Genomic DNA, 15,210 nt, shown 5'->3' with positions numbered 1-15,210 from the left:
GTGTGACATGTCACACCACTCCCTTGGTGCGCAGCGCCTCGATCTCCGCGCCGGTCAGGCCGAGACCGCGCAGGATCTCGTCGGTGTCGGCGCCGTGCGGACGGCCGGTCCACCGGATCCGTCCCGGGGTCCGCGACAGCCGGAACATCACGTTCTGCATGCGCAGCGGGCCCAGCTCGGGGTCCTCCACGGTGGTCACGGCGTCGAGCGCGCCCAGCTGCGGGTCGGCCAGCACGTCGCGCACGTCGTAGATCGGCGCCACCGCGGCGTCCGCCTCCTCGAACGCCCGCAGCACCTCCTCCCGGGTTCGCGCGCCGACCCACGCCGCCACCGCCGCGTCGAGCTCGTCCGCGTGCGCCACCCGGCCCGCGCCGGTGGCGAACCACGGCTCGTCCACCAGGTCGGGCCGTCCGACCAGGCGCATCACCCGTTCGGCGATGCTCTGCGCCGAGGTGGAGACCGCGACCCAGGACCCGTCGCGGCACCTGTAGGTGTTGCGCGGCGCGTTGTTGACCGAGCGGTTGCCCGTACGCGGGGGCACGACGCCGAGACGGTCGTAGACGGTCGGCTGGGCGCCGAGCACGGTCAGGATCGGCTCGATGATCGACAGGTCGACGACCTGCCCGCGTCCCGACCGCAGGGCGGTCATCACGGCGAACGCGGTGGCCAGCGCGCAGATGCCGTCCGCCAGCCCGAACGGCGGCAGCGTGGGCGGCCCGCCGGGCTCCCCCGTCATCGCGGCGAACCCGCTCATCGCCTCGGCGAGGGTGCCGAAGCCGGGCCGCCCGGCGTACGGGCCGAACTGGCCGAACCCGGTGACCCGGGCGAGCACCAGGCGGGGGTTGACCTCGCTGAGCCGGTCCCAGGACAGGTTCCAGCGCTCCAGCGTGCCGGGGCGGAAGTTCTCGATGAGCACGTCGGCGTCCTCGACGAGCCGGACCATCAGGTCCTGGCCCTCCGCGGTGGACAGGTCGAGCGTCATCGTCCGCTTGTTGCGGCCGAGCATCTTCCACCAGAGCCCCTCGGGCCCGTGCCCGCGCGAGGGGTCCGGCCGGCGCGGGTGCTCCACCTTGACGACGTCCGCGCCGTAGTCGCCGAGCAGCATCGCCGCGGTCGGCCCGGCGAACAGGGTGGCGGCGTCGATCACCCGTACGCCGTCGAGCGGCCCGCTCCGCCCGCCCTCCATGGTCACAGCCCCTCCAGAAGACGGTCGATCTCGTGGCGGTGCGGCATGGAGGTGCTGGCGCCCTCCCGCTGCACCGACAGCGCCGCCGCGGCCGAGGCGAAGCGCAGCGCCCGCGCCGGGCCGGCCCCCTCGGTCCTGGCCACGGCCAGCGCCCCCGCGAAGGTGTCCCCCGCCGCCGTGGTGTCCACCGCCCGCACCGATACGGCGGCCTCGTGCAGGCGGGTGCCGTCGCGCGAGCCGTACAGGGCGCCCCGGGCCCCCAGGGTGACGACGGCCTCGGGGACGAGGCCGAGCAGCGCCTCCAGCGCGTCCCGGGGATCGTCGCGGCCGGTGAGTGCCGCCGCCTCGTGCTCGTTGGGCACGATGAGGTCGACGGCCTCCAGCAGTTCGGCGGGCAGCGGCGCCGCCGGGGCCGGGGTCAGGATCACCTCGGCACGGGACGACACGCCACGCGGAACGTGTGCCGCGGCGACGACGGCGTCCATCGGCAGCTCCAGTTGCAGCAGCAGCGCGTCGGACCGGGCGATGGTTTCCGCGTCCCGCCCGGCGGGGCCGGTGACCGCGCCGTTCGCGCCGGGCACCACGATGATCGAGTTGTCGCCGCCGTCCTCTACGACGATGTGCGCGACGCCCGAAGGGCCGGGCACGACCCGCAGCCCGGCGGTGTCCACGCCCGCCTCGGCGAGCGCGGCCCGCAGCCCCGGCCCGAACGCGTCGTCCCCCACCGCCCCGAGGAAGGCCACGCCGGCTCCCGCGCGGGCCGCGGCGATCGCCTGGTTGGCCCCCTTGCCGCCAGGAATCGTACGGAACTCCCGGCCCGTGACGGTCTCCCCCGGCCTGGGAGCCTGGGCGACGTACGCCACCAGGTCCATGTTGGCGCTGCCGAACACCGAGATCACCGTCGGTCCTCCTCACCGAGCGCGAGCGTGCGGGCGGCGAGCGACTCGATGCTGACGCCGTCGAAGCCGGGCAGGCTGCTGGCCAGCCGGTCCCGGGTCGTCCACCGCTCGGGGACGCCGCCCGCCAGCGCCCCGGCGATCGACCCGGCCGTGGCGGCGGCCGAGTCGGTGTCCCAGCCCCCGGCCACGGCGGCGCCGACGGTCGCGGCGAAGTCCCCGGCGCCGTGGACGAGGGCCGCCGCCAGCAACGCCGCGTTGTTGACCGTGTGCACCCAGTGGAGATGCCCGTGCCGCGCGTGCAGCCGGTCCGCGACCCGCTCGAAGTCCGGCTCCGCCGCGGCGTCCGCGACGGCCTGCCGTACGGCTCCGGCCAGGCGCGAGCCGGGCGGCACGACCGACAGCCCGGCCTCGATCACCTCGCCCGCGCCCCCGGCCACGAGCGCCTGCGCGCACATGGCGGCGGCGAACATCGCGCCGTAGATCCCGTTGGCCGTGTGGCTGAGCCGGGCGTCCCGCCACGCCCAGGCCGCGGCCGTCGCCGGGTCGCCCGGGTTGGCCCAGCCGTACACGTCGGCCCTGATCAGCGCGCCGATCCACTCGCGGAACGGGTTGCGGTGGACGGCGGTCGCGGGAGGTTCGAGACCCGTCAGCAGGTTGCGGTAGGCCGCCCGCTCGGCGGTGAAGACCCGCCCGGCGGGCAGCGCGTCGAGCCAGGTCCGCGCGACGTCCTCGGTCGTGAAGTCGCGCCCGTGCCGTTCGAGCACGGCGAGCGCGAGCAGCGCGTAGTTGAGGTCGTCGTCCTCGGGCACGCCGTCGATGTTCTCGGCGAGGCTGGTGCCCGCGCTGCGGCGGTTCCACGGCCACCGCTCCGCGATCTCGGGCGGCAGCCCCTTCGCGGTGAACCAGCCGCGGATCGGCCAGTTGCCGGTCGCCTCGGCGATGGCCCTGATCCCCTCGCGAGGGATCTTCTCCACCGGCTTGCCCAGGAGGCAGCCGGCCGCCCGGCCCCACCACGCTCCCCGTACGCGGCCCGCCTCCGGACGGATCAGCGGGCGGGCCTGCGGACGCAGGGCGGGCCAGTCAGGGCAGCTCGCGACGATCTCGTCGAGCTCCGAGGGCTCGGGCAGCGGCGAGGGGATCGCCGCGAGTTCGTCGAGCAGTCCCTCGGCCAGGGCGCGCAGCTCCTCGGGCGCGGGCCCCGGGGAGGCGCCCGCCCTGGGCGGCGCGTCGTGTCCCCCGGCGGCGTGCCAGCGGTCGCCGACGGCCGCCACCTCCGGGAGCGCCCCCCGCCCGTCCTCGGCCGCCTGCCGCAGCTCGTGGCCGACGAGGTCCTCCGGCTGCACCCACGTCAGCCGGATCACCGCGCGTCTCCTCCGCTTCGCGCCACCGGGGTCATCGGGCGTCCCCTTCTCCGCGCGGCGCGAGCAGGGCGTCGAAGGCGGCCTCGTGCGCGCGGCGGCGCTCCGCGTCGGCCCGGTGGACCCGCCGTGCCACGGCCGCGAGCGTCAGCCCCGGCCCGACCAGGTCCGTGCGGCTGGCCGTCGCGACCTGTTCCAGCCAGTCGGCGGGGACGGCGGCCCGCCCGCCGAGCGCCCCGGCGACGGCGCCGCCCATCGAGGCGATCGAGTCGGCGTCGCGCCCGTAGTTGACGCCGCCGAGCACGGTCTCGCGGTAGTCGCCCTCGGCCATCACCAGGAACGCGAGCGCGAGCGGCAGCTCCTCGATGCTGTGCAGCCGGCTCGGCCGCCGCGCCCCGAGACCCTGGTCGCGGTAGGTGTCGGCCACCGTGTCGTACGGCCGGACGGCGGCCCGAAGGGCCTCGAACGAGCCGTCCCAGTGGCCGAGGCCGCGGGCGACCGAGCAGACCGCGTCGATGGCGGCCCGGGTGCCGTCGCGGGCGAGCCGCAGGCAGGTGGCGACAACCGAGTCGGGGGTCGCGCCCGGCCGCATCGCCTCGGCGACCGCCGCCGCGAGCACCCCGGCCGCCTCGCGGCCGTAGCTCGACTGGTGCGCCCCGGCCAGGTCGATCGCCTCGGCGTACGCGCCGTCGGGGTCGCCGGCGTTGACGACGCCGACCGGGGCCATGTACATCGCGGCGCCGCAGTTGACGATGTTGCCGACGCCGGCCTCGCGGGGGTCGGCGTGGCCGTAGTGCAGCCGCAGCACGAGCCACTTCTCGGCGAGGAACACCCGGTGGAGCGGCAGCGCCTCGGCCTCCAGCTCGGGGATCCACCGCTTGTCCCCCATCATCTCGGGGACCAGGTGCTCGGCGGCGGCGTAGGCGTCGAGGTGGCCGCCGACCCGCTCGTACACCCGGATGAGGGCGTGCGTCATCAACGTGTCGTCGGTGACGTGGCCGTCTCCCTTGTGGTAGGGCGCGATCGGGCGGGCGTTGCGCCAGTCCTCGTTGAAGGGCGGGACGATGCCGCGGACCCGGCCGCCGTAGCGCTCCTGGATCTGCTCGGGCGTCCAGCCCTCGGTGGCTCCGCCGAGCGCGTCGCCCACCGCGGCGCCCGCCACACATCCGACCGCCTTGTCGGCCAGCACATCGGCCAGCACATCGACCGGCGCATCGGCCGGCGCATCGACCGGCGGGCCCTCCTGCGGCGTCATCCAGTCCTCCCCCTTGTCCCGAGATGTGCCGGGCGTCATGCGAGTCGCCCGGCGATGTCCAGCAGGTCGGCTCCCGCGAGCTCCGGCAGGCAGCAACCGGCCAGGGTGCGGACCCGCTCGCGCCAGGCGGCGGGCAGCGCGTCGTAGCCCGCGGCGCAGCCGAGCAGCGCGCCCGTGAGCGCCGGCGCGGAGTCGGCGACCGGCGCCAGGCAGGCCGCGGCCGAGACGCCCGCGCCGAACGCCTCCGCGCCGACCCTCTCCACACCGGGCCGCTCCGCACCGAACTCCTCCACGCCGGGCCGCTCCGCACCGAACCCCTCCGCGCCGGGCGTCCGTCGGGCGGAGGTGACGGCGGTATCCGCGAGGGCCAGCGCGATCGGCACCGTCTGCGCGGCGGCCACGCCGTAGCTGTAGACGTGGTCGAGCACGGCGGCGTCCAGCGCCGGCACGGCGGCGAAGGGCGAGCCCGCCGCCCGCGCCGCCGCGAGCGCCTCGCGCGCCGCGTGCCCGATGGCCGTGTCCGGCGGCAGCGCGCCGAGCGCCGCCTCCACCGCCTCGGCCATCGGAGCGCCGTCCGTCAGCGCCGCGACCGCCCTGGCCGTCGCGACCGCGCCGAGCACGCCGTCCTCCGCGTTGGTGACGCACGCGTCCTCCAGCGGGTCCAGCCCGGCCGCGCCGAAGGCGACGGCCCGCACGGCCGCGGCGTCGTCGAAGTGGTGGGGGTTGTCGTGCCCGCTGGCGGGCGGGAGCTTGCCCGCCGCCAGGTTGTCGAGCGCCGCCCACACCGAGATGCGCGCCCGGACGTCGTCGCGGCCCGCGAGGCGGCCGAACGCCTCCGCCCGGTTCTCCCTGATGGTCAGGGCCGTCCAGGCCAGCCACTCGGCGTCGTCCGACGGGCCGACCGCCAGCGGCGCCACCGGCTGGTTCAGCGCGAACGGCACCGGCAGCGTGGTGACCTGACGCTCCTCGGCGAACGCGTCGAGCTCCCGGTGCAGCCGCCTGGCCCAGCCGGCCAGCAGCGCGGACCGGTGCCGGGCGGCCGGCCACCCGGCCGCGTCGCCGGCGGCGAGACCGGCGAAGGCCCCCCGCACGCGATCGAGCCTGTCCCGCCCGTCCTGCCTGTGCCCCGATGGCATGTGGTCCTACAGTCCCTTCACGATCTCGTCGGCGACGTCGCGGACGTCGCGTCCGGCGACCACGGGCAGGCACCGGCCCGCCACCGGGCCGATGCGCTCGGCCCAGCGCGCGGGCACCGCCGCCTCGCCCCGGCCGGCCCCCGCGAGAGCCCCGGCGACGGCGGCGGTGGTGTCGGCGTCCCTGCCGAGGTTGGCCGCGATGACGACCGACGCCTCGACCTCCCCGTCACCCGCCACGTAGGCGGCGAACGCGAGGGCGACCGCCTCGGGCGCCAGGTCCGTCCACGGGTAGTGCCTGACCACGACCGTGTCGTGCAGCGCACGCCCAAGGGAATCGTGCAGCGCACGCCCAAAGGAATCGGGCAGAGCACGTCCCCGGAGGGGGCGGGGCGTGCGGGCCACGACGTCGAGCGCGGCACGGAGGTTGCGGGCCGTCCAGGAGTCCTCCGGGACCGCCCGCAGGGCCGCACCGGCCACCTCGCCGGGCGGGGCGCCGGTCATCGCGACCGCGACCGCCGCGGCCACCGCCCGGCCGCCGAGTATCCCCTCGCCCGTATGGCTCACCCGCCCGTCGGCCTCCACCAGCCGCGCCGCCTCGTCCGGGTCGCCCGCCGCGAAGATTCCGTACGGCGCGGCCCGCATGGCCAGGCCGTCGGACCAGCCGTGGGCGTGCCACCGGCCGGTCAGCGGCGGCTCCAGGCCGCGGCGCAGAGCCTCGACGGTGCCGAGCTCGGAGAACCCGGCGCCGCGCATCGGCCCGTCGAGTCGCGCCACGATCTCCTCGCGCCAGGCCCGCGCCACGTCCTCGGAGGTGAGCGCGTGGCCGTGGCGCAGGAGCACGGTGGCGGCGAAGATCGTGTATTCGGTGTCGTCGGTGCCGCCGCGCTCGATCTCGGTCAGCACGCCCCACCGGGCCGCGATCTCCTCAGGAGCGAGGTTCTCCGCGGGGGCGCCCAGGGCGTCGCCGGCGGCGAGTCCGAGCAAACAGCCCCGGGCGCGGTCACGTACGGAGATCAACGGCTGTACCGCTCCAGCACCTTGTTCCCGTCCTCGACGAGTCGCTTGGCCAGCTCGTCCAGGCTGATCTTGTCGGCGAAGTACTCCTGCATCGCCGGCGTGGCCACCTTGCTCTTCCACTCGTCGAACCCGTTCACCTTGAGGAACGGCGCGACGACGAGGTCCTTCGCCGAGGCGGTGGCGACGTCCCACCCGTTCTCCTTCGTGGTGAGCGCGGGATCCTTCGCGGCGGTCGTGCTGGTGGGCAGCAGCCAGTCACCCTTGGCCAGTTTCGCCTGGTTCGGGCCGTTCAGGAAGTACGCGATGAACTTCAGCGCCTCGTCGGGGTGCTTGCTGTCGGCGGCGACCGACAGCGTCTGGGAGACCGCGCCCTGCTGGGAGGTCTGTCCCTTCAGCGGGGGCAGCGTGACCCACTCGAACCCGCTCGGCGCCTGCTCGGCGACCTGCTGGCGCAGGTAGACCCCGGCCGGGACGATCGCGTACTTGCCGGCGAAGAAGCCCGGCAGCGGGTCGGCGGTGCCCATGCCGAGCGCGGACGGGTCGGCCGACCTGTCGGTGTAGAGCTGGTCGTGAATGCGCTGGAGCACCTCGCGCTCCTGCGGCCCGACCTTCACCGTGGTCTTGCCTCCCTGGGTGTCGAAGAAGGTGCCGCCGAAGTTGAGCGCCAGGTTCAGCACCTTGTTGACCGGCGACTTCATCGGCCAGGCCACGCCGTACGCGCCCTTCTTGGTGAGCTTCCCGGCCGCGTCGGCGAACTCGTCCCACGTCCACGGGGAGTCCGGGGTGGGCACGCGCACGCCGGCGCCGTCGAGCAGCTTCTTGTTGGCGATGAGCACCTGCGACTCCTGGAGGAACGGCACGCCGTAGACGCCCTGGCCGCTCTTGCCGTCGGAGAAGGTGACCGTGTCCCACGCGGCCTGCGGGATGTCGCCGTTCAGCTCGGCGGGGATCTTGCCGGTGAGGTCGAGCAGGAAGCCCCGCGAGGCGAAGCTCGACAGCGCCGGGGAGTCGTCGTGGATGACGTCCGGCGGATCGCCGGCCTCGAACGACGTCACGAGCTGGTCGTTGACGTTGTCCCAGCTCCCCTGGACGTACTCGACCTGGATCTTCGGATTGGCCGTGTTCCAGTCGGCGACGATCTGCTTGTTGGCCTCGATCGACTCCTTCTGCCAGGCCAGGCTGAGGAAGCGCAGCTTCACCGGCTCTCCGGACGCCGCGTCACCGCCGCCGTCGCCGCCGCCGCTCCCGCACCCGGCGGCGAGCGCGACCGCCGCCACGGCCAGCGCGGCACTCAATCTCTTCATGCCGCCTCCTCGCCTTCGGCTCGGAGCGACATTCGTCGACCGCTGTGTTTCCCGATCAGCTCGCTACGCTCGCTCATTGAGATCTCCTATCAGGTGTCGCCATGCGGGTCAGCCCTTGACGGCCCCGGCCATCAGGCCGGACCGCAGGCGCCGCTGGATGGTGGCGAAGAAGACGAGGCTCGGCACGGTCGCGAGCAGCGACGCCGCCGCCAGCGGCCCGAGCCGGGCGACCCCCTCCGGGCCGACGAAGCGCACCAGCGTCAGCGGAAGGGTCTCCACCCCGGGATCCTTGAGGATCACGAGGGCGAACATGAACTCGTTCCAGGACGAGATGAAGCTGAACAGCAGCGTCGCGACCACGCCGGGCGCGAGCAGCGGTGCGACGACGGCGGCCAGTGCGCGCAGCCGGCCCGCGCCGTCCACGGCCGCCGCCTCCTCCAGCTCGCGCGGCACCGCCCGCACATACCCGCGCAGCATCCACAGCGCGAACGGCATGACGAACGTGACGTGCACGACCGTGAGCCCGGCGAGGGTGTTCACCAGTTCGAGCCGCCGCAGCACCATGAACAGCGGGATGATGATCAGGACGACCGGGAAGACCTGGCTGACCAGCACCCAGCCGATCGCGATCTTCCCGGCCACGCCGCGGAACCGGGCCAGCGCGTACGCCGCGGGCAGCGCGAGCGCCACCGTGATCAGGGCGGTGGCGACCGCAACGACGAGGCTGCGCAGCCCGGCGCCGACCAGGTCCTGCTCGGCGAAGGCGTCGGCGAAGTTGGCCAGCGTGGGCCGGCGCGGAATCCAGGTGGGGTCGAGGGCGGCCATCTCCTGCGGCGTCTTCAGCGCCGTGGACAGCAGCCACAGCAGCGGGAACGCCAGGAACACGAGGTATCCCAGCAGGGCGAGGTATTTCAGCGCGCGGGTCATGTCAGTCTCCCTCCCGCGCCTGCCGCCACAGGTACAGGCCCAGCACGGCCAGCACGACGATCGTGATCGCCACGCCGAGCGTCGCGGCGTACCCGAAGAAGCCGTAGCGGAACCCCTCCTCGTAGGCGAACAGCATGGGCAGCCTCGTCCGCCCGCCCGGCCCGCCCTGGGTGAGCACGTAGACCAGGCTGAACTGGTTGATGTTCCACACGAAGTCGAGCGAGGTGATGGCCACGACGACGGGCCGCAGCTGCGGCAGCGTGACGTTCCAGAACCGCCGCCAGGCGCCCGCGCCGTCGACGCTGACCGCCTCGTAGAGCTCCCTCGGCACGCTCTGCAGGCCGGCGAGCAGCACGACCGTGGTCTGCGGCATGCCGGTCCAGACCCCGACGACGATGACCGCGGGCAGCGCGAGGGAGAAATCGTGCAGCCAGTCGACGTCCGAGCCGAACAGTCCGTTGAGCAGTCCCGCGTCCGGGTGGTAGACCAGCCGCCACATCAGGCCGACCACCACGGGCGGCATGGCCCACGGCACGACCGCCAGCACCCGGGCGACGCCCCGCAGGCGCAGGTCCTGGTTCAGCAGCAGCGCGAGCCCCAGCGAGGCGAGGAACTGCAGCACGGTCACCGACAGGCCCCAGATCATGCCGATCCGGAACGACTCCCAGAAGTCGCCGTCCGACAGCAGCTCGGCGAAGTTCTCCAGGCCGACGAACGAGGTCTCGGCATTGCGGCCGGACCGCGCGTCGGTGAAGGCCAGCAGGATGCCGTAGACCAGCGGGCCCACGCTGAAGACCAGCACCGGCACGAGCGCCGGGAGCAGCAGCACGAGCCCGCCCCCGGACCATGGACTACGACGGGGCCCACGACGGGGCCCACGACGGGGCCCGCCTCCCGAACGGCCGTACGGCCGCTCGGCGAGCGCGGTCACCGGGCACCTCCCGGCGACGCCTCGGGCAGAGTGGTCGAGCCGCGGATCGTGAGGCTCGGCCGCACGACCACCACCCGCGGCTCGCGCGGGCCGTTCTGCAGCCGGTCGAGCAGCAGCCCGGCCGCCGCCCGGCCGCGCTCGGCCGACCCGAGCGAGACGCTGGTCAGCGTCGGCCAGGTCACGGAGGCGAGGTCAGTGTCGTCCATGCCCACCACCGCCACGTCGCCGGGGACGTCCCTGCCCTGCTCGCGCAGCACGTCGAGCGCGCCCAGCGCGATGAGGTCGTTGGCGCACATCAGCGCGTCCACGCCGGGCGCGCGCGCCAGCAGCGCCCGCGCGGCACGCGCGCCGCTGTCGCGGTAGAAGTCGCCCACCTCGACGAGGTCCTCGTCGTACGGCAGGTCCAGCGCCTCCAGCGCCTCCCGGTAGGCGGCGGCGCGGGCGGCGCCGGGAACGGTGCCCAGCGGTCCGTTGAGGAAGCCGATGCGCCGCCTTCCGATGGCGTGCAGGTGATCCAGCGCGAGCCGCACGCCGGTTCTGGAGTCGGTCCGCACGTTGTCCACCAGCGCGCCCTCCGGCATGTCCTCGGGCAGCGAGCCGATGACGACGACGGGGGCGCGGGCGGCGACGATGGCCTCGACGTGCTCCTCGGTGACGCCGCGCAGCGGGCTGATGATCAGGCCGTCCACGTAGCGCTCGCGCAGCCCGCGCAGCACGCCGAGCTCGTCCTCGGCGTCGCCGTCGGTGGAGTGGATCAGGAGCCGGTAGCCGGCCTCCTTCAGCAGCGGCTGGACCTCGCGCACCATGGCCACGTAGACCGGGTTGCCGATGTCGGCCATCGCGAAGGCGATCTGGTCGGTGCGGCGGTTGCGGAGCGAGCGGGCGACCGAATTGGGGACGTAGCCGAGTTCGTCGGCCGCGCGCATGACGCGCCGCACGGTGTCCTCGCGGGTCGGCAGCCCGTTGAGCACCCGTGACACCGAGGCGATCGACACTCCGGCGCGTTGCGCGATCGTAGTGATCGTGGGACCCTCGGTCACGGCACCTCACTTGGAAGAGAGTGTCCTGTAATCGTTTACCAGCCGGTAATCTGCGACAATCCGTAAACGTTTACGGCCGGATGAGTCCATATCAAAGCGGGTCCCCTGGGGAGCGTCAAGTAACGAACAGGTAAACCGTCTAGATCACCAAGCCGCAACAAGCCGCGCGTTGGTTCTGCTCTTCGACCAGATTCGCCCTAGAATCCGCCGGTGTGAACGAAGGTCACGAGGATCCTCCGAAGCTCCCCACCAGAGAGCGCTCTCCTCGGCCCGGAACCGGCCGGCACCGACGGCCGCTCCCCGCCGACCTGCCGCCCGACGCGCCCGCCCTGGTTCTGGCGGTGCCGGGCAAGGCCGGGGATCCGGTGGGCCCGAGCGATGACGTGGTGGCCATGGAGGTCGCCTCCATCGTCAGGTTCGACAACCCGCAGATCGACCTTCGCATCGTCTCGCTGGCCGACGGCGGCGCCGACCTCACCAAGGAGTTCGCGTCCATCGCCGCCCAGCGTCCCGCGGACGGACCGGCCGCGGTGGTCGTCCCGCTCGTCACCGGGCCCCATCCGCGCGTGCTGCGCGCCGTACGGGACGCCGTGACGCAGAGCGAGGCCGCGGTCCGGGTCACCGAGCCGCTCGGTCCGCATCCGCTGCTGGCCGAGGCCCTGCACGTGCGCCTGGCCGAGGCGGGCCTGGCCCGCGCCGACCGCATGCGCCTGTTCAACGTCTCCTCGCCGGTCGACGGGATCATCGTCGCGACCGCTGGGGGCGACGAGGCCGCCCGGGGCGCCGACGCCACGGCCGTCCTGCTGGCCGCCCGCCTGACGCTCCCCGTCGTCCCCGCCGCGCTGGACGGTCAGCCGAGCGTGCGCGACGCCGCCGAGCGCCTGCGCAACATCGGCGCCAACCGGCTGGCCATGGTGCCGTACGTCATCGGACCCGAGACCGACCTCGCGCGGATCACGACGGCCGCCGAGTCGATCGGCGCCGGATGCGCCGAACCCCTCGGCGCGCACGAGTCCGTGGCCCGCATGGTGTGCGTGCGGTACGGCGCCGCCTTCGGCGAGTTCGACGGCTTCGACGACCTGTCGGACTAATCCCGGTCGCCCGCGCCGGCGGACTGCTCGGCGCGGGTCGCGCGGTCGAACAGCTCGACGAGTTCGTCCGCGCAGACGCCGGGATCGGAACCGTCGACGACCCGCTCGGCCATCGTGTCGATGGACGCGCGCAGCGCCGCTCCCATCACCGTGCAGTCGAAGCTCCGGAAGGCCCCCGTACGTTGCCCGTCCGCGAACAGGGCCACGAGCCTGGCGATCGCGGCGTCCCGTTCCGCGCCTCCGGCAGGGGCCTTGTTGAAGGCGATCTGCTGCACCGCGCGCACGTGCCCGGGATGGCGGGCGACGAAGGCGATGTTCGACCTGATGAACGCCTCCAGTTGGGCGCGGGCTCCGTGCGCGGCCTGCAGCGCCGGTCGCATGAAGGCCGCGGCGTCGGCGACTACCTGCTGGACGACGGCCTCGAACAGCCGGTCCTTGCTGGAGAAGTGGTAGGTGATCAGCCTTTTGCTGCTGAGCCCGGCATGCTCGCAGATGGCCTCGAACGTGGTCTCCGCGTAGCCGCGCTCGGCGAGCACGGCGATCGCGGCCGAGGCGATCTGAGCTCTGCGCGCCTCGGTGGCCGCCTGACGAGTCCCAACGCTTCTCATGTCACCTCAGCTTGCCACCCTTCGGATACGCCGCACGCATCGCGCGCCGGTTGACGATCAGCGCGACGGCGGCGACCAGGACGCCGACGACTCCCTGCTCCGCCTTCATCCACATCGGATAACCGCTGTCGGGCGCGAGCAGGATGAGCACGATGCCGATGGGCGCGGCGATGCTGACGAAGCGGATGCGTACGTACGCGGCCCTCTTGCCACGCGCGGCCTGCCCGGTCAGGGCGACGAGCCAGACGGACGCCGCGGCCACGGCCGCCCCGCGCAGCCACACCACCCAGTTGCCGCCGACGACGGCGGCCACACCGAGTGCGGCGATGGAGATGACGAGGACGGCGACGAACAGCGCCCGCACGACGGGCCACATCGGTTTGTTATCCATGCGAGTAAAGTTATCCGCGTGGATAACTTCGCGCAAGCCCTGAGGTGCTCCCAGACCCGCGATGACGTACGGAACCGGCGGTCAGCTCCGCACGAGAATCCGGGCACCGGTCAGCTCGGTGCCAGGCGTCGTCGCCAGGGCGGCCGCCGTTTCCGCGGCGGTGAATCCTCGATGGAGGCGGCCGAGATCCGGGGCAGGCGCGGACGTAGCCGCCACGTCAGGGCAGGCGCGTCGTCAGGGAAAAGCGCGGCGGCAGCCGCGAGTTACGGCAGGGGCGCGGCGGCAGCCGCGAGTCACGGCAGGGGCGCGGCGGCAGCCGCGAGTTATGGCAGGGCGCGGCGGCAGCCGCGAGTTATGGCAGGGCGCGGCGGCCCGGAAAGCCGAGGTCGCTGCGGTGATACCAGCCGAGGGCGGTCTCCCCCTCCAGCCAGCACAGCCGTACGGACACCTCGCCGAGCACGGCGGGGAAGTCCACGAGCAGCGGGGCGACGCCCTTGACCTCGATGTCCTCGGCGTCGAACCAGCTCAGAATCTCGTCCATGCGCGCCTCCAGACCCTTGGCCTCCGGCAGGCCGCCGAGGGGTGAGGCGCCCGCCTGCCGCAGGTCGTGGGTGAGCTCGGCCAGGTCGGCGCGCACGGCGACGAATGCGCGGGCGTGCTCCAGCACAGCCGGCATCAGCGATCTGGCCTCGTCGACCGTGAAGATCCTCGCCACCCTCCGGACGCTACCGCATGGGCCTGCGCGAGACTCACAGGCGGCGGCGCAGCAGGCAGAACTCGTTGCCCTCCGGGTCGGCGAGCACGTGCCAGTCCTCCTCGCCGGTCTGGCCCACGTCGGCCGGCACGGCGCCGAGCTTGAGCAGACGCTCCAGCTCGGCCTCCTGGTCGCGGTCGGTGGGGTTGACGTCGATGTGCAGGCGCAGCTTGTCCCGCTTGGGCTCGGGCACCGGCTCGAAGATGAGCGTCGGCTGCAGGCCGCCGAAGCCGGTGCCGGGCGGCCCGATCTCCACCCAGCCGTCCTTGCGCTCGATCACCTCGAAGCCCAGCACCTCGCACCAGAAGGCGGCGAGTCGCTCGGGGTCGTGGCAGTCGACGATGAGTTCACTGATTCGGCAGGCCATGACTGCGGCTTTACCCGCGGACGGGCTCCACATGCAGCGGGCAGTGGACGACCTCCGGATGGGCCGCCAGCCAATCGATGCGCTGCCTGCTCTCGTCGTCCATCGGCGTGTAGACCACGACGCGGGCCTCCGGCGGCGCCGCCAGCGCCATGCTGGTGGACGTCAGGCGGATCAGGCCCACCGCCGAGTGCCTGAACAGCTTCACCCGGACGCCCGGCCTGGCCACCTCGTGCATCGCCCACATCCGGGCGAACTCCGGGCTGGCCGCCGACAGCCGGGAGACGAAGCTCGTCCACGCCGGCTCTCCCACGTGCCTGCCGAAGGTCGCCCGCAGCGTCGCGACCATCTGCGGGAGCTCCTCGTCCCTGTTCACGAGCGGGCAGCAGCAGTCCGGCATGGTGAACACCCGCCACAGGACGTTGCGCTCCAGCCGTGGCCGGTCGACCACGGACGCGAAGATCGTGCCGTACGCGGCGTTCCCGGCGAGCAGGTCGTAACGCCCGTTGTAGACGCATGCGGGCAGTGGATCGAGCCGGCGCAGGATCGTGTACACCTCGGCGTCGAGGCCCTCCCCGTCGCCCGCCGGGTCGGCGATCTCCGGCAGGTCCGCCAGCCGGTAGAGGTGCTCCCGCTCGGCGGCGTCCAGCCGCAGCGTGCGGGCGACGGCGTCGAGCACCTGCACCGACGCGTTGATGGGGCGGCCCTGCTCCAGCCAGGTGTACCAGGTCACGCCCACGCCCGCGAGCTGGGCGACCTCCTCCCGCCGCAGGCCCGGCGTACGGCGGCGCAGCCCGGGCGGCAGACCGACGTCCTCGGGCCGGATCCGCTCGCGCCTGCTGCGCAGGAAGGCCGCGAGCTCCTCACGCCTGGTGTTCTTGGTGCCAATCCCCATCGTCACCTCCCCATCCTGGCCGGTGCGCGACCGCGTTGCCAGGTGGTGTCAGTA

The 15,210-nt window shown here is 73.7% G+C and carries 16 protein-coding genes; 1 reads left to right on the top strand and 15 read right to left on the bottom strand.

Features of this window, described 5'->3' with window-relative positions:
• Positions 1–10 precede the first annotated feature (10 nt).
• The 10 genes from ACGFIB_RS12705 to ACGFIB_RS12660 form a co-directional block, all read right to left on the bottom strand.
• On the bottom strand, positions 11–1,186 hold the full coding sequence (locus ACGFIB_RS12705; protein WP_393371475.1) for a CaiB/BaiF CoA transferase family protein: 1,176 nt from the start codon (positions 1,184–1,186) through the stop codon (positions 11–13).
• 2 nt (positions 1,187–1,188) lie between these two features.
• Positions 1,189–2,085, bottom strand: coding sequence for a ribokinase (locus ACGFIB_RS12700; RefSeq protein ID WP_393371200.1), 897 nt, complete (start codon positions 2,083–2,085; stop codon positions 1,189–1,191).
• Entirely contained in the window at positions 2,082–3,446 is a 1,365-nt protein-coding gene (locus ACGFIB_RS12695; protein WP_393371197.1) for an ADP-ribosylglycohydrolase family protein, read from the bottom strand. The genes ACGFIB_RS12700 and ACGFIB_RS12695 overlap by 4 nt, the downstream gene beginning before the upstream one ends.
• Positions 3,447–3,477: 31 nt before the next feature.
• Entirely contained in the window at positions 3,478–4,698 is a 1,221-nt protein-coding gene (locus tag ACGFIB_RS12690; protein WP_393371194.1) for an ADP-ribosylglycohydrolase family protein, read from the bottom strand.
• Positions 4,699–4,733: 35 nt separating this feature from the next.
• Positions 4,734–5,789 (bottom strand): ADP-ribosylglycohydrolase family protein, encoded by a 1,056-nt coding sequence (locus tag ACGFIB_RS12685; protein ID WP_393371191.1) that lies wholly within the window; start codon positions 5,787–5,789, stop codon positions 4,734–4,736.
• Positions 5,790–5,840: 51 nt separating this feature from the next.
• Positions 5,841–6,851: an ADP-ribosylglycohydrolase family protein gene (locus tag ACGFIB_RS12680; protein ID WP_393371188.1), complete on the bottom strand. Its 1,011-nt coding sequence runs from the start codon at positions 6,849–6,851 to the stop codon at positions 5,841–5,843.
• Entirely contained in the window at positions 6,848–8,155 is a 1,308-nt protein-coding gene (locus ACGFIB_RS12675; protein ID WP_142570378.1) for an ABC transporter substrate-binding protein, read from the bottom strand. Before ACGFIB_RS12675 ends, ACGFIB_RS12680 begins: the two co-directional genes overlap by 4 nt.
• A gap of 108 nt (positions 8,156–8,263) precedes the next feature.
• Entirely contained in the window at positions 8,264–9,082 is an 819-nt protein-coding gene (locus ACGFIB_RS12670) for a carbohydrate ABC transporter permease (RefSeq protein WP_191052167.1), read from the bottom strand.
• 1 nt (position 9,083) lies between these two features.
• The gene (locus tag ACGFIB_RS12665) at positions 9,084–9,911 is read right to left on the bottom strand and encodes a carbohydrate ABC transporter permease (protein WP_229689677.1); all 828 of its coding nucleotides are present in this window, start codon (positions 9,909–9,911) and stop codon (positions 9,084–9,086) included.
• A gap of 98 nt (positions 9,912–10,009) precedes the next feature.
• A complete protein-coding gene (locus ACGFIB_RS12660) occupies positions 10,010–11,053 on the bottom strand; it encodes a LacI family DNA-binding transcriptional regulator (protein WP_357244100.1) in 1,044 nt (347 codons plus the stop codon).
• A gap of 212 nt (positions 11,054–11,265) precedes the next feature.
• Between ACGFIB_RS12660 and ACGFIB_RS12655 the strand changes: the two genes are divergently transcribed.
• Positions 11,266–12,144 carry a sirohydrochlorin chelatase gene (locus tag ACGFIB_RS12655; protein ID WP_357033155.1) on the top strand — a complete coding sequence of 293 codons (879 nt, stop codon included), beginning with the start codon at positions 11,266–11,268 and terminating at the stop codon, positions 12,142–12,144.
• On the opposite strand, the gene ACGFIB_RS12650 is transcribed toward ACGFIB_RS12655, so the two are convergent.
• From ACGFIB_RS12650 to ACGFIB_RS12630, 5 genes are all read right to left on the bottom strand, one after another.
• Positions 12,141–12,752, bottom strand: coding sequence for a TetR/AcrR family transcriptional regulator (locus ACGFIB_RS12650; protein ID WP_393371183.1), 612 nt, complete (start codon positions 12,750–12,752; stop codon positions 12,141–12,143). The two genes, ACGFIB_RS12655 and ACGFIB_RS12650, sit on opposite strands and share 4 nt — an antisense overlap.
• 1 nt (position 12,753) lies before the next feature.
• On the bottom strand, positions 12,754–13,143 hold the full coding sequence (locus tag ACGFIB_RS12645; protein WP_393371180.1) for a hypothetical protein: 390 nt from the start codon (positions 13,141–13,143) through the stop codon (positions 12,754–12,756).
• Positions 13,144–13,495: 352 nt separating this feature from the next.
• Positions 13,496–13,858 (bottom strand): DUF2203 domain-containing protein, encoded by a 363-nt coding sequence (locus ACGFIB_RS12640; RefSeq protein ID WP_357244106.1) that lies wholly within the window; start codon positions 13,856–13,858, stop codon positions 13,496–13,498.
• 34 nt (positions 13,859–13,892) lie between these two features.
• Positions 13,893–14,264: a VOC family protein gene (locus tag ACGFIB_RS12635; protein ID WP_030505192.1), complete on the bottom strand. Its 372-nt coding sequence runs from the start codon at positions 14,262–14,264 to the stop codon at positions 13,893–13,895.
• 10 nt (positions 14,265–14,274) lie between these two features.
• Complete coding sequence (locus ACGFIB_RS12630; protein WP_393371473.1) at positions 14,275–15,156, bottom strand: helix-turn-helix transcriptional regulator; 882 nt, start codon at positions 15,154–15,156, stop codon at positions 14,275–14,277.
• Positions 15,157–15,210: the final 54 nt, after the last annotated feature.

Origin of the sequence: Microbispora bryophytorum (assembly GCF_043197435.1) — a bacterium.
Taxonomy (GTDB): Bacteria; Actinomycetota; Actinomycetes; order Streptosporangiales; family Streptosporangiaceae; genus Microbispora; species Microbispora bryophytorum.
Note: the sequence above shows the minus strand (reverse complement) of the source record. Positions and strands in the feature narration are given on the sequence as shown.